We start from the raw sequence: 20,009 nt of genomic DNA, 5'->3' as shown, positions 1-20,009 counted from the left end.
GAGTTGCAGCAGACGGATAACCTGGCTCGCCTGCCGCCTCTTCTCCCAGTCCAGGCAAAAAGCCTTGCCGATTATTCGGCTTTCAGACCGTCAGCCGATACGGCTTTGACGCCCTTGATTTTTTTCGCGATTGCCACAGCGGTGGCTTTCTGCGAATCGGTCACAGCCGTGGTGGACGACAGCGATACCACCCCTTTGTTGGTTTCAACTTTGATGTCGGTGCCTGGAATGCCTTTTTCGGTGACCAGATCAGCTTTGACTTTGGTGGTGATCCAGGTATCGGAGGTGGCTTCCTTGGCTTCGGTCATTTCACCGGCAGCCAACACCATAGGCGACTGAGTGGTTTGCGAGGTCTGTGCAAAAGCCGCGTTAGCCATAGTCAGGGTCAGAGCGGTAGCAGTTGCAGCAGCGATAGCGAGCTTCTTCATACGGGTAACTCCTGTTTTTCAGAAAAACTGCTGTGTGTCATCTCAGCAGGGTTATCCCTAATGTTGCGAAGGCTGTGCCAACTTTCGAAAATTCAATAAATCCTTATAAATCATAAACTTATAAAGTTATGAAAAAAACCGGATCATGCAATTTGCATGACCCGGCCATTCTCGACTTGCAAGTTGCGGCTTTCAGACAAGGCCTAACGCCATGAAATGCCGCAAGTTTCTCTCAGTTACGGGATTCAGCTTTCGCTCGCGGTACAGCCTTTGGGCGAGAGCTCAACTGCGACCGAGGTTGCACAGTTCCATCCACCGCTTTCAGTACGTGACAGGGTGATGGTTTTGTTCAGGACCGGGCCGGGCGCATTGAGCAGTGTACAGCCAATATTGCCCACACCTGCCGCCGCCGTCCCGGTCGCTGTCAACGCGCAATGGCTGGTGGTCGGCTGCGCTCCGAGGCGTACCAGGGTCGGGTCGTCACCTTGATTGATGATGTCTTCGAACGGCACTTTCAGCGCAGCAATCTCGGCCAGGCCGGCCGTGACCTTGGCCCGGGCCTGATACTTGGAATACAGCGGCAGTGCGACAGTTGCCAGAATTCCGATGATCGCCACGACGATCAGCAACTCGATCAGGGTGAATCCCTTTTGTCTTTGCATGACTCCTGCTCCTTGGATGAGGCGAAGCAAATGCTCCGCGCACTGCTCAGCACAGCCCATGCCAAGACCGGCAGGCCTTGCTGACGAAGGCTTCGGGCAATTGGCCCTGTTCACGGAGGGCCTGATAAAGCGTACAAACCGACATTTTTTGTCACCGCAACAGCACCCACTGCCCTCGTTCCCTTGGATAGGCTTGCGCACCCTCAGCCAATCAAGGATTGATTCATGGCGCGCAAATCAATTAAGGCCTGCGTCTACAGATGGGAAGGCGTAGACACCACAGGTGCCTCGGTCAGCGGCGAATTGAGCGGACAAACCCCTGCCCTGATCAAGGCCCGCTTACGCCAGCAAGGCATAACACCCCGAACAGTACGAAAAAAAACCACGCCGCTGTTTCACCTGCGCGATCGGATCGAGGCTCACGACATCACACTTTTCACCCGCCAACTGGCGACCATGATTAAGGCCGGCGTGCCCTTGCTGCAGGCATTCGCGATCATTGGCGAAGGTTTCGCCAACCCACATATGCGCAGTCTGGTGCAATCTCTGAAGCAGGATGTGTCCGGGGGCAGCAGTTTCGCTGCGTCGTTACGCCGACAACCGCGATACTTCGACGAGCTGTACTGCAACCTGATCGACGCCGGCGAGCAGGCAGGCGCCCTGGATAGCCTTTTGGAGCGAGTGGCGATTCACCGCGAGCGCCAGGAACATCTCAAGGCGCGGATCAGCAAAGCCATTACCTACCCATTGGCCGTGGTGGTGGTAGCGATCCTGGTCACTGGCATTTTGCTGGTCAATGTGGTGCCGCAGTTCGAGTCAATGTTTGCCGGATTCGACGCTGAACTTCCCGGGTTCACCCTGCTGGTGATCGGTCTTTCCGAGTTCATGCAGCGCTGGTACTGGCTACTGTTGGGTGGATTGTGCGGCGCCCTGCTGACGGGGCGCTTTATCTACCGCCGCTCACCTGCACTAAGCGACTGGCTGCAGGCACAATGCTTGAAGCTGCCGCTGATTGGTGGCCTGCTGCAGAAATCGGCCGTCACCCGCTATGCTCGCACCCTGTCGATCACGTTCGCCGCGGGCGTGCCGCTGCTGGAGGCGCTGATCGCGGTCGCTGGCGCCACCGGTAACGTCGTGTACAAACGCGCCGTGCTGCGCATTCGTCAGGAGGTTGCCACGGGCATGCAACTCCACGCGGCAATGCGAGCCAGCGGGGTGTTTCCGCACATGGCCGTACAAATGACCGCCATCGGTGAAGAATCCGGTGCATTGGACGATATGCTCGAGAAAGTCGCGAGCTACTATGAAACGCAGGTCGACACGCGGGTTGATCAACTCACCAGTCTGCTGGAGCCGCTGATCATGGTCATACTCGGCGTGATGGTGGGTGGCCTGGTGGTCGCCCTGTACCTGCCCATTTTCCAACTTGGCTCAGCGATCTGAACATGCCCTTGAGTGAATTCCTGACTGTCTACCCGCTGGCCTTTATCCTTTTTGCCCTGGTCCTTGGACTGGTGATTGGCAGCTTTCTTAATGTGCTGGTCTGGCGTCTGCCGAAAATGCTCGAGCGCGACTGGCGCCAGCAGGCCCTTGAAGTACTGGGCCTTCCCGGGGATGCAGCAGGCCCCATCTACAACCTGATGCTGCCCCAGTCCCATTGCCCGCACTGCGCGCATCCACTGCGTGCCCGGGACAACATTCCGCTGCTCAGTTATCTGTGCCTGCGCGGTCGCTGTGCACACTGTCGAGCGCCAATCAGCGCACGTTATCCGCTGGTCGAACTGGCCTGCTGCCTGGTGTCCGGATTCGTCGCCTGGGACTTCGGCTTTGGCTGGCAGGCTGGCGCCATGCTGCTGTTGAGCTGGGGCTTGTTGGCGTTGTGTCTGATCGATGCCGATCACCAACTGCTGCCGGACGTGCTGGTCCTGCCGCTGCTATGGCTGGGATTGATCATCAACGCGGGCGAACTTTTCGTGCCCCTCCCGGACGCCCTGTGGGGCGCCGTTGCGGGTTACCTGAGCCTGTGGACGGTGTACTGGCTGTTCAAGTTGCTCACCGGCAAGGAAGGTATCGGCCACGGTGATTTCAAGCTCCTGGCGCTGCTGGGGGCCTGGGGCGGTTGGCAGATCCTGCCCTTGACGATCCTGCTGGCGTCGCTGGTGGGTGCGGTGCTCGGGCTGATCTGGCTAAGGCTGAACAAGGTGAATGCGGCAACGCCGATCCCGTTTGGCCCCTATCTGGCAATTGCCGGCTGGATTGCTCTGCTCTGGGGTGGTCAAATAACCGACTTCTATTGGCATTTTGTCGGCTTGAAATGAATACCCCTGTGGAAAAACCCTGGATTCTTGGCCTCACCGGCGGTATCGGTAGCGGCAAAAGCGCGGCAGCGCAGCACTTCATCAACCTCGGTATCCATGCGGTCGACGCCGATCACGCCGCACGCTGGGTCGTCGAGCCCGGGCGCCCGGCGCTGGCGCAGATTGCCGAACATTTCGGCGCCCAGGTATTGCAGGCAAACGGACAGTTGGATCGGGCGGCGCTGCGCCAATTGATCTTCGAGATCCCCGACGAGCGTCGCTGGCTGGAAAAACTCCTGCACCCTTTGATCGCCGAGGAAATCGCCGCCCACCTGGCCCGCGCGCAGTCGCCCTACGCCATTCTGGTGTCGCCCTTGCTCATCGAGTCCGGGCAGCATGCGATAACTCAACGGGTACTGGTAATCGATGCCCCGCAGCAGTTACAGATCGAACGTACCCTGCAGCGCGACCAGACCAGCGAGCAGCAGGTTCAGGCGATTCTCAAGGTCCAGGCCAGTCGCGAAGAACGTATCCGTCATGCCGACGATGTGCTGGTCAACGACCGTGACCTCGCCTGGCTGCATAGCGAAGTCGAACGTCTTCATCACTTTTACCTAACTTTGCGTGGAGGCCAGTCATGAGCCAACCCCTGACCGTCGAATGCCCAACCTGCGGCGCACCTGTCGAATGGACGGCCAGCAACATCAATCGGCCCTTTTGCTCCGACCGCTGCAAGCTCATCGATCTCGGGGCCTGGGCCGCGGAGGAGCACAAGATCCCGGTCAGCCCGGATGCCGAGGACGACCTCTTCAGCGACGACCTCGAACCCCGCCACTAAGGGCGTATGAACGGATAATCCTCAGCGTCATCGAGGTTCTCGGCGAGAAACTGTAACTCGTCGGCCAAGTCCTCGACACTGCGCACCGCCTTGCTCTGCTGCACCACGGCACTGAGCAAGGCGCGCAGGCTCAACCCCGGCTCGAACCCGGCACCCTCAGCCGCCGCCAGGCTGTCGCTCACCTCTTGTCGCGCCCACTGATAAACGCTCATGCCGATGCTCCCCACGGTTTTTTCGGAGCATAGGTTTGGCTGCCGTGGCAGCCCTTGATCAGGATCAAGCCTTGTCATCATCCTTCCACGGCGCCGACAGGTATCGCGTGCGGTTAAAAGTTTCCAGCCATTCAGGACAGAACACCACCAGCGCGCTGATGACCATGCCGTTGATAAAGGCCTCGGGGAAGATGATCAGCCACAGATAACCGACAAAATCCTCCAGCCATTCCGGCATGGCGAAACGTTCGTCGAGCCACAACACCCCCAGCCCCACCAGCAGGCACAACAGGGCCGACAGGGCTGCGGCAAAGAAGCCTGAACAGAAGATATAAACGAACGGGTTTCGCGGCTGAGCGCGCTCGACCAGGATCGCACAGCCCTCGGTGACCAGCACCGGCAGGACAATCAGCAATGCGCCATTGACGCCCATCGCCGCCAAGTCCTGGCGCCCCAGCAGCACCAGGCCGATTTGCGCCACCAGGCCACCGACCAGCGCCAATGGCCAGTCCAGCAGTAAGGTAACGGCCGTCATGCCAATGAAGTGATAGGACACTCCGGTATCGAAGTCGCGGCGCACCAGCCACAGCATGAACAGGGCAAACACGGTGCCGAACAGCAGGTGCTGGCGCCGACTGTCACTGAACAACTCGACCCAGGGCGCGCGGATCATGGCCCAAAGCAGCACCGGCACGTAGATCAGCCAACCGACCACCAGGGTTTCCGTCGACAGCAACTGGGCAGTGATCATGCTTCAGCCAACTGGACTGCAGTGCAAACGTTCACATCGGACTCCTTGCCACCCCTCAGAGCACCTGAGTCTACACCCGCCTTGTGCCCCTCAGGCCCAATGCCGGGAATCCTCCATGACCGCTTCATGTTCGGCGAACAATTTGGGCAGCTCGATCTTCAGAAAATCCACCCAGGTGCGCACCTTGGCATCGAGGAAATGCCGAGACGGGTACAGGGCGTAGACATTGCGTTCGCGCGCACGACAATTCGGCAGCAGGCGCACCAGGGTGCCGTCACTCAAGGGGCGCGTCGCGGTATAGAACGGCAGCAGGCTGATGCCCATGCCCGCCTCGGAGGCCTTGACCATCGACTCGGCGACGTTGCACTGGAAGGTGCGGGTCGGGCTGATGGTGTACTCGTCGTGTCCGTCCTGCAGTTGCCATTGATCGCTGTACAACGGATCGACCATACGCAAGCAGCGATGCTCATTCAGTGCCGACGGGTGCTGGGGGATTCCGTGGCGTTCCAGATAGGCCGGTGCAGCGCAAGGCACGCTGTAGATCTGCCCGAGGGTTTGCGCAACCCGCTGCGAATCCTCCAGTTCGTAAGCGATGGAAATCACCACATCGTGCCCTTCCTCCAGCGGATCAGGATTACGCTGCGACAGGGTCAGCTCGAACACCACGTCCGGGTAACGCTCGCAATAGCGGGCAATCAACGGCGTGATCAGCACACCAAGGCCATTCATGCTGTGCACCCGCAGGCGCCCGCTGGGCTTTTGATGGGCGCCGCGAGCTTCCTCTGTCGCTTCTTGCATATCCTCGAGTATTTGCCGGCTGCGCTGCAGGAAGCGCTCACCGGCCTCAGTCAGACTGAGCCGGCGGGTGGTGCGCTGTAACAGCCGCGCTTGCAGATGTTGCTCCAGATCCGCGACCAGGCGCGAGACTTGTGCAGTGGATAAGTCGAGCGCATCGGCGGCGGCAGTGAAGCTGGCGCAATCCACCACGCGGACGAACACCCGCATGCTGTTGAGTAAATCCACGGCCCCTCCCAGGGTTAAGACTGTTACGTTTCCTGTAAGACTGCATCAGGCTTTCGCCTCTTTATCGGCGGCTGGCGACGATCGAAAATGACTCCATCGAATTCAATTCAGGAGCACATCACGATGAAAGCCTTGCTCAGCCTGTTCCTCACGGTGGTCGCCACTTCGGCCCTGGCCGCCGGTAATGAACCCGCCACCACGCCCTATGATCCGGCACGGCCGCTGGACATTGCCCGGGTGATATCCATCAGCGATACCTCCAACGCCTGCGGCGTAGTGCCCTCCACCATGGTATACGTCGACCCTCAAGGCCAGACCCACCGGGTAACTTATCAGGTCATGGGCACCTGCAGCGGCGCATGACAGGGTCCAGGTGTCGCTGAGCCCATGTCAACGTTATTACCTTCAACGTAACGCAGGGTTCCGGTCAGAAACGTTGCGCTTAGCGAGCTGGATTTTTGTCGACGCGCCCTTGGACTTCAGGCTCCGCACGCCCCACACCCAGCAGGAAGTGCGTGAGCATGCCGAAAATCAGCCCCCAGAATGCCGCAGACAAGCCAAACAGCGACATGCCCGAGGCGGTGGCCAGAAAGGTCACCAACGCCGCCTCGCGGTCGTTCGGCACCGCCATGGCGCCGGCCAGTGCGCCGGCAATCGCAGCGAACAAGGCCAAACCGGCCAGTGCCGCGATCAGCTCTTTGGGAAAGGCGGAGAACAGCGAAACCAGAGTCGCGCCGAAGATCCCCAGTAGCAGATAACACAGCCCTCCTACGACACCGGCCACATAGCGCTTGCGCGGATCCTCGTGAGCCTCGCGTCCCGTGCAGATGGCCGCGGTAATCGCCGCCAGGTTCAGACCGTGACAGCCAAACGGTGCAAGCAAGGCCGAGCCCAACGCACTGCTGGCAATGATCGGACTGGCCGGAGTCGAATAGCCGCTGGCACGCAACACCGCCATGCCCGGCACGAATTGTCCGGTCAGCGCCACCATCACCAAGGGCAAGGCGATGTTCAGGGTTGCACTCAAGCTGAACTGTGGGGTGATCCAGACCGGCGTGGCGAAACCGATCACCAAGGCATCGCGGTGCAAGTCACCGCTGATAAAGGCAATCGAACAGCCCACCAGCAGCACCATCAACACCGCATAGCGCGGCAGCATCCGCTTGCACAGCAGGTAGGTGGCAAACATCGCCAGCACCAGCAAAGGCTTGCCTTGCAGCGAGACAAACAAACCGGTGCCGAAGCTGAACAGAATCCCCGCCAACATGGCCGCAGCAATCGCCCCGGGCAGTTTGCTGATGATCCGGTCGAAGGCGCCTGAAATCCCGATCAGCAGGATAATCAGGCTACTGACCAGATACGCCCCCACCGCCTCTGGCATCGAGATGCCTGGCAAGAGTGCCACCAGCAAAGCCGAACCCGGCGCCGACCAGGCAATGATCACCGGCACCCGATAACGCAGGCTCAAGCCGATTCCCAGCAGCGCGCTGCCAATGGAAATCGCCCAGACCCAGGATGAGAGCACTTCCCGAGACAGATGCGCGGCGTTTGCCGCCTGGAAAATAATCACCAGCGGACCGGCATAGGAAATCACCGTGGCGATAAATCCGGCGACCGCTGCCGACAGGGAAAAGTCTCGCAATAGCGCTCTCATGGTTCAGGCACCGCTCGCTGATAGGTTGGCTGTCATGCCTTGGGCAGTACGCCGGCTGCTGATGGCAAATACCGTCATCGCCAGCGCCGCGACTGCTCCCGGCAAGGCAAATGCCATGAAGTTGAGGGGTAGCGGCAAATTGATGCCCAACAAGGCGCCCCCCAACAATGGACCGACAATCGCCCCGTTGCGCCCGATTCCCGACGCCCAGCCCAGACCGGTGGAACGAATGGTCATTGAATAGAACTGCGCGGCGCAGGCATACAGGAGGATTTGTGAACCAATGGTGGTCGCACCGGCAATGGCAATCAACAGGTACAACAGCGGCATCGGGCTGTTGAAGCCCAGCAGGGTAATTGAGACCGCAGCTACCGCGAAAAACACCGCCAGCACCCGTGGCAGATTGAGTTTGTCACCGAGCACACCGCCACCCACCGCGCCGAAGATCGCTCCAAAATTCAGCACCAGCAGAAACGACAGACTTGAACCAAGGCTGTATCCGGCATTGGCCATCAGTTTCGGCAACCAGGAACTCAGGGCGTAGACCATCAACAGGCAGCAGAAAAACGCCAGCCAGAGCATCAGCGTGCGCAGCGCCCGGCCCTCACGGAACAGTTGCAGGACCGGGGTCCCGTTGCCCTTCACTTCATTCATTTGCAGCTCGTCATTGGCTTGCGCGACGCAGGACGGATCAATCCGTTGCAGCACCTTGCGCGCATCTTCAGTACGGCCTTGGCGCAACATAAAGCCTACCGATTCCGGCAGGAAGTACATGATCAGGGGCAACAGCAACAACGGCAGGATCGCCACGTAAAACACCGACTGCCAGCCGAAACTGGGGATCAGCACGATGCCGAGCCCGGCCGACAGCATACCGCCCACCGAATAGCCGCTGAACATGATTGCCACCAACGTACTGCGGATTTTTTTTGGCGCGTACTCGTTCATCAGTGCCACTACGTTGGGCATGACGCCGCCAATGCCTAGCCCGGCGATAAAGCGACAGATGCCAAACTCGGTGGGGTTGCGCGCGAAGCCGTTGAGCACGGTAAAGCCACTGAACAGGATGACGCACAGGGTGATAGCTTTCTTGCGCCCGATGCGGTCCGACAGAGGGCCGAAAAACAGCGCCCCGAACATCATCCCGAACAGGGCATAACTGCCCAGCGCACCGGCCTGCAACGGGCTTAGCCCCCACTCTTTCATCAGCATCGGCAGCACCACGCCATAGATGACCAGGTCATAGCCATCGAAGATGATGATCAGGGCACACCAGAACAGCACCATCCAGTGAAAACGATTAAAACGAGCGTTATCGATAACCTCATGTACGTCGATCGTGCGCATGGCAGCTGTCTCTTGTTGTTGTTTTTTTAAGAGCGTCGGTTGCACGGCAAGCGTGCGTGATGCCGAGGGTAGAGCCACCGAAAGCTGCGCAATATCCGCTTTGCGCAGATCGTTATCCGTTTAATGCAAAGCCGTCACGCATAGAAACCGGGGAATGGCAACTAGCAGAACTGATAGCACGCTGGTCAGAAACTTCGTCCAACCGCGCTGAAAGCGACTAGAACTCCTCATTGACTGAAGGAGCAGTTTTTTCAACTTGTTAGGTCACAGGTTTCGAGTGGTTCATGACAATGAGTGGAGCCAGGCCGCCCCCCCCATGGACGATCAGCCATCCTTACAGCAGGGATACGCCATGTCTCGCTACCATCGACTGACCACACTCCTACCCTGCGCCGCAGCGCTACCCGCCACGCTCCTGATGCTCGGTAGCCCCACGACACAAGCGGCCTGTACGCTCAACTCCGCCCCCGGTGACAGCGCCTACACCTGCGACAGCGGTACCAGCGGCCCGCTGAATGACTCCAGCGGTGACAACACCCTGATCTTCCCGGCCAACGGGACCGGTGTGATCAATGGCAATGTCACGTTCGGTGCCGGTGCCGATCAGGTATTGATGAACTCCGGCACAATCAACGGTGCCCTGGATCAGGGCGATGGCGTCGACCGCCTGCAGATCAATCGCGGACAGATGGGGGCGGTGTTCCAGGGCAATGGCATCGACGACTTCGTCATGAACGGCGGACAGATTCTGTCGCTGGCCCAAGGGGATGGCCGCGACACTTTTCTAATGACCGCCGGCACCATCGTCGGCGCCTTCGAGGATGGTGACGTGGCAGAGATGACCGGTGGCACCATCGGTCGTGTGGATATGAAGCTCGACAACAATATTTTCAACATGTCTGGCGGCAGCATTCTTGGCAACCTGGTCACCGCCTTTGGCAGGGATACCATTATCGTCTCCGGTGGCAGCATTGGCGGCAACATCAGCACCAGCGGCGGCGATGACAGCATCACGGTAACGGGCGGCGTGATTAGCGGACAGATTCGCGCCAGTGCAGGCAATGACAACCTCATCTGGCTCAATGGCGGTCAGATCGAATCCGCCATCCTGATGGGCGACGGCGACGACACCGCGCTGCTCGGCAACCTCGTTGAAAACCTGCTGGCTTCCACGCCGTCGGTGGATGGCGGCCTGGGTAATGACCGCCTGACCTTCGATAACACTCGCTCGGCGGTTCCCGGGCGCTATGTCGGCTGGGAATCGGTGAGCCTGGAAAACCACTCGCACTTTACCCTGGCCGGAAATTTTTTCCTCGGTGACAGCGCCAGCGCAACAGGGGTGTTTTCCATCGATGGCAGCAGCACCCTGGCCGTCAACCAAGGCGCCATTCGCCCCTACACGGCGGGCCAACTGGTCACACTGAACAATGCCGGGGTCATCGACATGACCACGGGCAGCAGCGCTGCCAGCGATTCCCTGACCGTCCACGGCAACTACGTTGGCAACAATGGCCAACTGCTCCTGCAAACCGTGCTCGGCACCGACAATTCAGCCAGTGACAAGCTCGTGGTGTCCCAAGGCACCATCAGCGGCAACACCCAGCTGGGCGTGACCAATCTCGGCGGCCTGGGGGGACTGACCCGACAGAACGGGATCGAAGTGGTGCAGGCGCAGAACGGCGCAACCAGCAGCAGCGCCGCCTTCGCCCTGAAGGGTTCATTGTCGGCGGGCGCTTACCAGTACTACCTGTTCAAGGGCGGCGTCACCGCCGGATCGGAGAACAACTGGTACCTGCGCTCGTCGGTGGTCGCAGTGCCACCGCTGACCGTACCGCCGGTGGTGCCGCCACCGGTAGTAATACCGCCAGCCCCACCGCCAATCATCCAGCCTGTACCCGTAGTGGATGTGGATGAACCGGCCGTCGAGCCACCCACTGCGCAACCCGTCGCACCGCCCGAGCCAGTGCCTGCTGCACCTGTGACAACCGTGGCCCAGGCCTCACCGACCCCGGCTGCCACCACCCCACCCATTCCTGTCGCCGTGGCTGGCGCCGAGCCGATTCCTTTGTATCGCCTGGAAGTACCGGTTTACTCAGTGGTGATTCCGGCAGCGCAATTGCTGACCTTGCAAGCACTGGGCACGTTTCACGAGCGCCAGGGTGAACAAAGCCTGTTAACCGAGACCGGCACGACTCCGGCTGGCTGGGGCCGGGTGTATGGCAGCGACCTGCAGAAAAGCTGGTCGGGCACCGCCTCGCCAAGCTTCGACGGTTCGCTGCAAGGCTTCCAGATCGGTCATGACCTATATGCCTCGCAGACCAGTGGCGGACTGTTGCAGCGGTTCGGTTTTTTCGTCGGCCAAAGCCATCTGCAAGGTGATGTCGATGGTTTTGCCGAGGGCTTCCAGAGCCGGCGCTCAGGTCGAGTGAAACTTGATAGTGATCAAGTGGGTGGCTACTGGACCTTGATTGATCCCACGGGCTGGTACCTCGACGCAGTGGCCATGTGGTCACGCCTGGACGGTGACAATCGCTCCGATCGCGGGGTGAAAATGGACACCGAAGGCCATGCCGTCGCGCTCTCGGTGGAAGCCGGTTACCCGATTCCCGTGGCGCAAGACTGGGTAGTCGAACCCCAGGTGCAGGTGATCAACCAGCGTATCGACCTGGACAAGCAGAACGACGGTATTTCCGAGGTGAAATTCGACTCACAGGATTACTGGACCGGCCGCCTAGGCGCGCGGCTCAAGGGCCGCTACATGGCTGGGGACATCCCGCTGGAACCCTACCTTCGAGCCAACCTGTGGAAGACTTTTGGCGGGTATGACACGGTGACCTATGATGATGTCGACCGAATCAAGACCGAGCATAAATCCACTTCCGCAGACTTGGGCGTGGGCCTGGTAGCTAAGCTGTCGCCCAGTGTCAGCACCTACATAAGCGCCAACTACTTGAGCAATCTGGACAGCAATGATCTGGATGGAGTCTCCGGTACTCTGGGTGTTCGCATTAGCTGGTAGCCGTGCCGAGCCTCATCAATGCATCGCAGTATCGCCCGTCAGCCGCCCGCTGACGGGCTTTTGAAAAGTTTGTGCCTGCACGACAAACTGTTTCTTTGCGGTCGCAATTGAACGCTAAGCTTGGCCTATGGATGACTCAGATTATTTACGCCTGCTGACCATCGCGGCCGAGCAAGCCAACGCGTTCCTCTCCAATGCCCGCAAATGGGAGCGTGAGCGTTGGGTATGCCAACGCCTGCTGCAAGGTTTGAATATCCCCTACCGCGCCGACGAGTTCAGTCCGGCGGGCGAACCACCGGATGTGCTGTTTCGCGAAGCCAACTTTGAAGTGTTCTTTGTGCTCGACGAAGGCCGCCGCCTCAACGACGAGTGGCGCGATGAATTGCAGCGTCGGCGCAGTGCGTTCTCACTCAGCCAGTTGGTACGCCGCGAAGCCAAGCCAAAACGCATTCCGGCCAATGAGTTTCTGATGCGACTGGCGCCGACCCTGCGCAAAAAGGCGCACAACTACAAAGAACGCGGTATGGACCTGGGTGAACTGGACATCATTGCCTTCGCCAGCCTGAAACGCGAAGTGCTGGACCTCAACAGTCATTTTCCGCCGCCCACCGAGTATTTGCGTCAGGGCTGGCGTTCACTGTCGCTGGTCGGCCCGACGTTCGCCCGCGTGCTGTTTGCCCATCCCGATGCACCGGATTTTCTGCGCAGCAACCTGGGGCGCAGCATTGTCTTCGATGTCGGGATCAGCCTGTAGCCCACAGCAGGATGGCGCTCTCGCCAGACGAATGTTACAAAAGCGCAATCATTCCCCCGGATGACATGCACCGTTCAACGCCCGCAGACAAAACGCTGTAACGTCTGCGCATTCAGCAACGTCTATCCCTGACGAGGCCTTTATGACCAGCCGCCTGAACCCCGAAGACCAGAAGCATGTCGAAGCTTACCTGCAACTGTCCCAACACCGAGTCGAGCGCCGGCCCTTTCGGCCGTGGATGCTCCTGGTGCTGGTGCTGGCGGTGACCATTGGCCTGGGCCTGTTGAGCCGACTTATCAGTTACCTGACGCTATGAGCTGCCTGGCGCTCGCTCGGGTAAATGCACCGATTTCCTTTAGCCTTGCGAGATATCCCCATGACTCATCGTATTGTCATCGTTGGCGGCGGCGCCGGCGGTCTGGAGTTGGCTACCCGTCTGGGTAAGACTCTGGGCAAGCGTGGCACAGCCAGTGTAATGCTGGTCGACGCCAACCTGACCCATATCTGGAAGCCGCTGCTGCACGAAGTGGCCGCTGGATCCCTGAACTCTTCCGAAGACGAACTCAATTATGTCGCCCAGGCCAAATGGAACCACTTCGAGTTTCAGCTGGGGCGTATGAGCGGGCTCGATCGTGCGGGGAAGAAAATCCAGTTGGCCGCCACCTACGACGAAAACGGCCTGGAACTGGTACCCGCCCGCGAAGTGCCGTACGACTCGCTGGTAATCTCGGTGGGCAGCACCACCAATGATTTCGGCACCTTGGGCGCCGCCCAGCACTGCCTGTTCCTCGACACTCGTAAACAGGCCGAGCGTTTCCACCAGCAGTTGCTCAACCACTATTTGCGCGCCCACGCCGGTCAGAACGACGAGGTCGAGCAAATCAGTGTGGCCATTGTCGGCGCGGGTGCCACCGGGGTCGAGCTGGCCGCCGAGTTGCACAACGCCGCCCATGAGCTGGCCGCTTACGGTCTCGACCGGATCAAGCCGGAAAACATGCACATCACCCTGATCGAAGCTGGGCCGCGGGTGCTACCTGCGCTGCCGGAGCGTATCGGCGGCCCTGTGCATAAAACCCTGGAAAAACTCGGGGTGAATGTCATGACTAACGCCGCAGTCAGCGAAGTCACGGCCGACAGCCTGATCACCGCCGATGGCAAGACCATCAACGCCAGCCTGAAAGTCTGGGCGGCCGGTATACGCGCGCCGGGCTTCCTCAAGGACATCGATGGCTTGGAAACAAACCGGATCAATCAGCTCCAGGTGCTGCCGACCCTGCAAACCACCCGTGACGAGAATATTTTCGCCTTCGGTGACTGCGCGGCCTGCCCGCAGCCCGGCACCGATCGCAATGTCCCGCCCCGCGCCCAGGCCGCGCACCAGCAAGCGTCGCTGCTGGCCAAGTCGCTCAAACTGCGCATCGAGGGCAAGCCCTTGCCGAGCTACAAGTACACCGACTACGGCTCGCTGATCTCGCTGTCGCGTTTTTCGGCTGTGGGTAACTTGATGGGCAACCTGACCGGGACCGTCATGCTCGAGGGCTGGCTGGCGCGGATGTTCTACGTGTCGCTGTACCGCATGCACCAGGTGGCGCTGTACGGGCCTTTCCGTACGGCCATGTTGATGCTGGGCAGCAAGATTGGTCGGGGCACCGAGCCTCGGCTTAAGCTGCACTAAGGTCCCAGGGCCTCTTCGCTGGCGCCCGCTTGCGGCTTGCCAGCGAAGCTTCTCATGGACGCCACAAAAATCCGGAACAAAAAAAATCCCCGTATCTTTCGATACGAGGATTTTTAATATGGTCGGGGTAAGGGGATTCGAACTCCTGACATCCTGCTCCCAAAGCAGGCGCGCTACCGGACTGCGCTATACCCCGGTAAAAAAAAGGCACCCTTGAAGGCGCCTTCTTCGATCAGCGCTTTTGGCCTCTGATCTTAAGATTCGATCCCAGCCTAGACTGGTTTCAAAAATGGTGGGTCGTGTGGGATTCGAACCTACGACCAATTGGTTAAAAGCCAACTGCTCTACCAACTGAGCTAACGACCCAAAAATGGTCGGGGTAAGGGGATTCGAACTCCTGACATCCTGCTCCCAAAGCAGGCGCGCTACCGGACTGCGCTATACCCCGGTTTGAAATTGGCTCCGTGACCAGGACTCGAACCTGGGACCCAATGATTAACAGTCATTTGCTCTACCGACTGAGCTATCACGGAACTACACATTTCAATTACAACATTTGAAGCTTTGTTACATCCTCTTTGGCTTCTCCGTATCGCTACGTTGTTGCCTCTGAGGCGCGCTATTCTACAATCTTAAAAACCCCTGTCAACCCCTAAATTTGCTTTTAAGACAATGATTTGCGACTTCTTTCAGATTCCTTCCTGGGGAGGAGAAACCCTTGGGGTGACATACTGCGGGGCGCACTTTACAAGCCTTTTCCTTACAGTTCAACACCCTAAGAAAAAAAAGGCCCCGCAATGCGGGGCCTGTTCATTTACTGCACAACGAACGCTCAGTTGAAGACGATTTCGTCGTTGGCCACGGTGGCCTTCACGCTGCTGCCGGGTATAAAGCTGCCGGACAGGATCAACTGCGCCAACGGGTTTTCGATCCAACGCTGGATCGCTCGTTTGAGCGGCCGTGCGCCATAGACCGGGTCGTAACCCACCGCAATCAACTTATCCAGCGCCTCGCTGCTCAACTCCAGCGTCAACTCACGCTCAGCCAGACGACTGCGCAGACGACCCAATTGGATCTCCGTGATGCCGGCAATCTGATCACGAGCCAGCGGCTCGAAGATCACCACTTCGTCGATCCGGTTGATAAACTCCGGACGGAAGTGCGTCGACACCGCATCCATCACCGCCGCACGTTGCGCGTCACGATCACCGACCAGTTCCTGGATCTGCACCGATCCCAGGTTGGAGGTCATTACAATCACCGTATTGCGGAAGTCCACAGTGCGGCCGTGACTATCAGTCAGGCGACCGTCTTCCAACACTTGCAACAACACGTTGAACACGTCCGGATGCGCCTTTTCGACCTCATCCAGGAGGATCACCGAATAAGGCTTGCGACGCACCGCCTCGGTCAGGTAACCACCTTCTTCATAACCGACATACCCTGGTGGTGCACCGATCAAGCGCGCCACGGAATGTTTCTCCATGAACTCGGACATGTCGATGCGCACCATCGCCTCTTCGGTATCAAAGAGGAACTCGGCCAGCGCCTTGCACAACTCGGTCTTACCCACACCGGTCGGGCCGAGGAACATGAACGAACCGCTAGGCCGGTTCGGGTCGGACAACCCGGCGCGGGAACGCCGTACCGCGTTAGCAACCGCCACCACGGCCTCGTTCTGGCCGATCACTCGTTGGTGCAACAGGCTTTCCATCTTCAGCAGCTTGTCGCGCTCACCTTCGAGCATTTTCGACACCGGGATGCCGGTCCATTTCGACACGACTTCGGCAATCTCTTCTTCCGTCACCTTGCTGCGCAGCAACTGGTTCTCACTCTTGCCGTGCTGGTCGACCATTTGCAGGCTGCGCTCCAGGTCCGGGATCACTCCGTACTGCAACTCGGCCATGCGATTCAGGTCACCTTTGCGGCGAGCAGTTTCCAGCTCCTGGCGCGACTGCTCGATTTTCTGCTGGATCTGCGCAGAACCCTGCACTTCCGCTTTCTCCGAGGTCCAGATTTCCTCCAGGTCGGAATACTCGCGCTCCAGCCGGACAATCTCTTCCTGGAGTTTTTCCAGGCGCTTGATCGCCGCTTCGTCATCTTCTTTCTTCAGGGCCTGGGATTCGACCTTGAGTTGAATCAGGCGCCGCTCCAGGCGATCCAGCACTTCGGGCTTGGAGTCGATTTCCATGCGAATGCGGCTGGCCGCTTCGTCGATCAGGTCGATGGCCTTGTCCGGTAACTGCCGGTCAGTGATGTAGCGATGGCTCAACTTGGCCGCCGCAATGATCGCACCGTCTGTGATCGCCACCTTGTGGTGAACCTCGTAACGCTCTTTCAGGCCACGCAGGATAGCGATGGTGTCTTCCTCGCTCGGCTCATCCACCAGCACTTTCTGGAAGCGCCGCTCGAGAGCCGCGTCCTTCTCTATATATTGGCGGTACTCGTTGAGCGTGGTCGCGCCGACGCAATGCAACTCACCCCGGGCCAGGGCCGGCTTGAGCATGTTACCGGCATCCATAGAGCCTTCGCCCTTACCGGCGCCGACCATGGTGTGCAGCTCATCGATAAACAGGATGATCTGCCCTTCCTGCTTCGACAGTTCGTTAAGTAGGCCTTTGAGGCGCTCCTCGAACTCACCGCGATACTTGGCACCGGCGATCAGCGCGCCCATATCCAGCGACAGCAGGCGCTTACCTTTGAGGCCGTCCGGCACTTCACCATTGATGATGCGCTGGGCCAGGCCTTCGGCAATCGCGGTTTTACCCACGCCGGGCTCACCGATCAACACCGGGTTGTTCTTGGTCCGGCGTTGCAGGACCTGAATGGTGCGGCGAATTTCATCGTCACGGCCAATCACCGGATCGAGCTTGCCGTCCTCGGCGCGCTTGGTCAGGTCGACGGTGTATTTATCCAGCGCCTGGCGCGACTCTTCGGCGTTCGGGTCATTCACCGCTTCGCCGCCACGCAGGTTATTGATCGCATTTTCCAGGGCCTTCTTGCTCACGCCCTGGCCCAGCAACAACTTGCCGAGCTTGCTGTTCTCGTCCATGGCGGCCAGCAGCACCAGCTCACTGGAAATGAACTGGTCACCTTTCTGCTGGGCCAGGCGATCGGCCTGGTTAAGCAGGCGCGCCAAGTCCTGCGACATGTTCACGTCGCCGGTGGGATTCTGGATTTTTGGCAATTGGTCGAGCTCTTTGCTCAACGCCGTGCGCAGGCTGTTGACGTCGAAGCCTACTTGCATCAGCAATGGCTTGATCGAGCCGCCCTGCTGTTCAAGCAGCGCTTGCATCAGGTGCGCAGGCTCGATGCCCGGATGATCGAGGCCAACGGCCAGGGATTGGGCATCGGATAAGGCTAACTGTAATTTACTGGTTAAACGATCTATACGCATGAGTCACCTTCCTTTTGAGCAGGCCGGAGCGATGGACACACCTAAATAGAGAAGCCTGCCAGATACCCCACTAGATGCGGTCGATTCTGGAAGATTCAAGGCAACCGGCGTTGATGCAGGTCAGAAGAGTCTAGCGTTCGAGCCAGATAAGAGAGGCGAATCGACCGGTGCGAGGCGCACGTCGGTAGGAAAAGAAGCGCGGATCGGTCACGGTGCAGAATCCGCCGCCGTAAACCGCCGTGATGCCGCGGGCAGCCAGGCGCACACGCGCCAACTGATAGATGTCGGCCAGGTACTTGCCGGCGTTGTGGCTCGGGACGAAAGCCTGTTCGGATTGCGGATGCTGCGCCATAAAGGCTTCACGCACTTCGGCGCCGACCTCAAAGGCTTGCGGGCCAATGGCCGGGCCGAGCCAGGCCAGCACGTTCGACGGCTCCGCGGCCAGACAGTCGAGGGTCGCTTCCAGCACACCGGCCGCCAGCCCTCGCCAACCGGCGTGGGCTGCAGCCACGCGGCTGCCGGCGCGGTCACAGAACAACACCGGCAGGCAGTCCGCAGTCATCGCCGCGCAGGCGATGCCTGGCGTATCCGTCCAACTGGCGTCGGCGGTGGCCACCACTGCCGGATCGGCATGCGCCACGGCAATGCCATGCACTTGCTGTAACCAGGCGGGCTGGATGGCGAAATGATCGGTGAGACGACGGCGATTCTCGGCGACGTGTGCCGGGTTGTCGTCAACGTGATCGCCGAGATTGAGGCTGTCGAACGGCGCCAGACTGACGCCGCCCGCACGGGTGGTGACACAGGCTTTGACCCCGTCCGGCGCGGGCCAGTCAGGAATCAGCCAGTCACTCATCCGATGAACGCCTCGCGGTCTTGCTTGAGCAGGGTCAGCAGCCAGACGAAATCTTCCGGCAATGGCGATTCCCAGCTCATGCGCTGACCGGTGGTCGGATGATCCAGTTCCAGGAAACGCGCATGCAGCGCCTGACGCGGGAAATGCTTCAGCGATTCGACCATGGTCACACTGGCGGCCGGCGGAATGCGGAAACGACCGCCGTAGGCCGGGTCGCCGACCAACGGGAAGTTGATGTGGGCCATGTGCACGCGAATCTGGTGGGTGCGGCCGGTTTCCAGCTTGACCCGCACATGGGTGTGGGAGCGGAAACGCTCGAGCACGCGATAGTGGCTGACCGCCTGCTTACCACCTTCCATCACCGCCATGCGCTGGCGTTGCTGGCCGTGGCGACCGATCGGGGCATTGATCTTGCCTCCGGCCGTCACTACGCCGATCACGATGCATTCGTAGATCCGGCTGACACTGCGGCTCTGCAACTGGGTAACCAGTTGCGTCTGCGCCTGGATCGTTTTGGCCACCACCATCAGACCGGTGGTGTCCTTGTCCAGGCGGTGGACAATGCCGGCACGCGGGACATTAATAATGTCCGGCACGTGGTGCAGCAAGGCATTGAGCAAGGTGCCATCGGCGTGCCCGGCGGCAGGATGCACCACCAGCCCGGCAGGCTTGTTGATCACCAGGATGTCGTCATCTTCATAGACGATGTCCAGGGCGATGTCCTGGGCGACCCATTCTCCCTGGGCTTCCTGCTCGGCAGTCAACTCGAGGATGGAGCCACCATAGACCATGTCTCGCGGGCGGATGACCGCTCCATCCACAGTCAGGCGGCCGTCTTTGATCCAGGCGGAAAGGCGCGAGCGCGAGTGCTCAGCGAATAATTGTGCGGCGACTTGATCGAGGCGTTGGCCGCCCAATTCGGACGGCACCTCTGCGCGAAGTTCAATTTTATCGGACATGCTCAGACTAGGCGTCGGCACAGCCTTTGGTTTCGGCTGCGCGCTTGTGGTTAAATACGGCGTCTTTTGCCCCGAGGCTTTCCAACGGGGTGCTCATCATAACAGGACGGCCCCGCCCAAGACAGCGGCCGTCATAG

At 59.6% G+C, this 20,009-nt stretch carries 19 protein-coding genes and 4 tRNA genes; 9 read left to right on the top strand and 14 right to left on the bottom strand.

Annotated features, from left to right (window positions below):
* Positions 1–71: 71 nt before the first annotated feature.
* Positions 72–428, bottom strand: a complete 357-nt coding sequence (locus NR126_RS14795) for a BON domain-containing protein (RefSeq protein ID WP_027617880.1) — start codon at positions 426–428, stop codon at positions 72–74.
* Positions 429–673: 245 nt separating this feature from the next.
* Positions 674–1,090 (bottom strand): pilin, encoded by a 417-nt coding sequence (locus NR126_RS14790; protein WP_027617879.1) that lies wholly within the window; start codon positions 1,088–1,090, stop codon positions 674–676.
* Between the two features lie 225 nt (positions 1,091–1,315).
* Here NR126_RS14790 and NR126_RS14785 point away from each other — a divergent pair, with 225 nt between their 5' ends.
* From NR126_RS14785 to yacG, 4 genes are read left to right on the top strand one after another with little or no spacing between them, the layout of a single operon-like run.
* Positions 1,316–2,533: a type II secretion system F family protein gene (locus tag NR126_RS14785; protein WP_105755846.1), complete on the top strand. Its 1,218-nt coding sequence runs from the start codon at positions 1,316–1,318 to the stop codon at positions 2,531–2,533.
* A gap of 2 nt (positions 2,534–2,535) precedes the next feature.
* Entirely contained in the window at positions 2,536–3,408 is an 873-nt protein-coding gene (locus NR126_RS14780) for an A24 family peptidase (protein ID WP_256830510.1), read from the top strand.
* Positions 3,405–4,028: a dephospho-CoA kinase gene (gene coaE / locus NR126_RS14775; RefSeq protein ID WP_105755848.1), complete on the top strand. Its 624-nt coding sequence runs from the start codon at positions 3,405–3,407 to the stop codon at positions 4,026–4,028. Before NR126_RS14780 ends, coaE begins: the two co-directional genes overlap by 4 nt.
* Positions 4,025–4,225 (top strand): DNA gyrase inhibitor YacG, encoded by a 201-nt coding sequence (gene yacG, locus NR126_RS14770; protein WP_027617875.1) that lies wholly within the window; start codon positions 4,025–4,027, stop codon positions 4,223–4,225. The genes coaE and yacG overlap by 4 nt, the downstream gene beginning before the upstream one ends.
* Here the strand turns inward: yacG and NR126_RS14765 are convergent.
* The 3 genes from NR126_RS14765 to NR126_RS14755 form a co-directional block, all read right to left on the bottom strand.
* Positions 4,222–4,437, bottom strand: a complete 216-nt coding sequence (locus NR126_RS14765) for a hypothetical protein (protein ID WP_027617874.1) — start codon at positions 4,435–4,437, stop codon at positions 4,222–4,224. The two genes, yacG and NR126_RS14765, sit on opposite strands and share 4 nt — an antisense overlap.
* Before the next feature lie 64 nt (positions 4,438–4,501).
* Positions 4,502–5,188 (bottom strand): energy-coupling factor ABC transporter permease, encoded by a 687-nt coding sequence (locus tag NR126_RS14760; protein ID WP_027617873.1) that lies wholly within the window; start codon positions 5,186–5,188, stop codon positions 4,502–4,504.
* Positions 5,189–5,278: 90 nt separating this feature from the next.
* Positions 5,279–6,211: a LysR family transcriptional regulator gene (locus NR126_RS14755; RefSeq protein WP_027617872.1), complete on the bottom strand. Its 933-nt coding sequence runs from the start codon at positions 6,209–6,211 to the stop codon at positions 5,279–5,281.
* Positions 6,212–6,334: 123 nt separating this feature from the next.
* Here NR126_RS14755 and NR126_RS14750 point away from each other — a divergent pair, with 123 nt between their 5' ends.
* Complete coding sequence (locus NR126_RS14750) at positions 6,335–6,574, top strand: DUF2790 domain-containing protein (RefSeq protein ID WP_256830509.1); 240 nt, start codon at positions 6,335–6,337, stop codon at positions 6,572–6,574.
* 79 nt (positions 6,575–6,653) lie between these two features.
* On the opposite strand, the gene NR126_RS14745 is transcribed toward NR126_RS14750, so the two are convergent.
* Both NR126_RS14745 and NR126_RS14740 read right to left on the bottom strand, forming a co-directional pair.
* Entirely contained in the window at positions 6,654–7,865 is a 1,212-nt protein-coding gene (locus tag NR126_RS14745; protein WP_256830508.1) for a benzoate/H(+) symporter BenE family transporter, read from the bottom strand.
* A 3-nt stretch (positions 7,866–7,868) separates the two neighbouring features.
* Positions 7,869–9,212 carry an aromatic acid/H+ symport family MFS transporter gene (locus NR126_RS14740; protein ID WP_027617869.1) on the bottom strand — a complete coding sequence of 448 codons (1,344 nt, stop codon included), beginning with the start codon at positions 9,210–9,212 and terminating at the stop codon, positions 7,869–7,871.
* Between the two features lie 418 nt (positions 9,213–9,630).
* On the opposite strand from NR126_RS14740, the gene NR126_RS14735 reads away from it, so the two are divergent.
* The 4 genes from NR126_RS14735 (at position 9,631) to NR126_RS14720 (ending at position 14,660) form a co-directional block, all read left to right on the top strand.
* A complete protein-coding gene (locus tag NR126_RS14735) occupies positions 9,631–12,231 on the top strand; it encodes an autotransporter outer membrane beta-barrel domain-containing protein (protein ID WP_256830523.1) in 2,601 nt (866 codons plus the stop codon).
* 127 nt (positions 12,232–12,358) lie between these two features.
* Complete coding sequence (locus tag NR126_RS14730; protein ID WP_027617867.1) at positions 12,359–12,985, top strand: DUF1780 domain-containing protein; 627 nt, start codon at positions 12,359–12,361, stop codon at positions 12,983–12,985.
* Positions 12,986–13,127: 142 nt separating this feature from the next.
* The gene (locus NR126_RS14725; RefSeq protein ID WP_033866070.1) at positions 13,128–13,301 is read left to right on the top strand and encodes a DUF3094 family protein; all 174 of its coding nucleotides are present in this window, start codon (positions 13,128–13,130) and stop codon (positions 13,299–13,301) included.
* Between the two features lie 60 nt (positions 13,302–13,361).
* Entirely contained in the window at positions 13,362–14,660 is a 1,299-nt protein-coding gene (locus NR126_RS14720; RefSeq protein WP_027617866.1) for an NAD(P)/FAD-dependent oxidoreductase, read from the top strand.
* Positions 14,661–14,779: 119 nt separating this feature from the next.
* On the opposite strand, the gene NR126_RS14715 is transcribed toward NR126_RS14720, so the two are convergent.
* From NR126_RS14715 to rluD, 7 genes are all read right to left on the bottom strand, one after another.
* A tRNA-Pro gene (locus NR126_RS14715) sits at positions 14,780–14,856 on the bottom strand.
* Between the two features lie 94 nt (positions 14,857–14,950).
* Positions 14,951–15,026 (bottom strand) — tRNA-Lys (locus NR126_RS14710).
* Positions 15,027–15,031: 5 nt separating this feature from the next.
* Positions 15,032–15,108 (bottom strand) — tRNA-Pro (locus tag NR126_RS14705).
* Between the two features lie 9 nt (positions 15,109–15,117).
* Positions 15,118–15,193 (bottom strand) — tRNA-Asn (locus tag NR126_RS14700).
* Between the two features lie 299 nt (positions 15,194–15,492).
* Positions 15,493–18,057 (bottom strand): ATP-dependent chaperone ClpB, encoded by a 2,565-nt coding sequence (gene clpB / locus NR126_RS14695; protein ID WP_256830507.1) that lies wholly within the window; start codon positions 18,055–18,057, stop codon positions 15,493–15,495.
* Positions 18,058–18,187: 130 nt separating this feature from the next.
* Complete coding sequence (gene pgeF, locus NR126_RS14690; protein WP_027617864.1) at positions 18,188–18,913, bottom strand: peptidoglycan editing factor PgeF; 726 nt, start codon at positions 18,911–18,913, stop codon at positions 18,188–18,190.
* Positions 18,910–19,872 (bottom strand): 23S rRNA pseudouridine(1911/1915/1917) synthase RluD, encoded by a 963-nt coding sequence (gene rluD / locus NR126_RS14685; RefSeq protein ID WP_027617863.1) that lies wholly within the window; start codon positions 19,870–19,872, stop codon positions 18,910–18,912. The genes pgeF and rluD overlap by 4 nt, the downstream gene beginning before the upstream one ends.
* Between the last annotated feature and the right edge of the window lie 137 nt (positions 19,873–20,009).

The sequence above is a fragment of the Pseudomonas sp. Pse1 genome, assembly GCF_024519635.1.
Lineage (GTDB): Bacteria > Pseudomonadota > Gammaproteobacteria > Pseudomonadales > Pseudomonadaceae > Aquipseudomonas.
The sequence above is the reverse complement of the archived record's forward strand: the minus strand, read 5'-3'. Positions and strand labels throughout refer to the sequence as shown.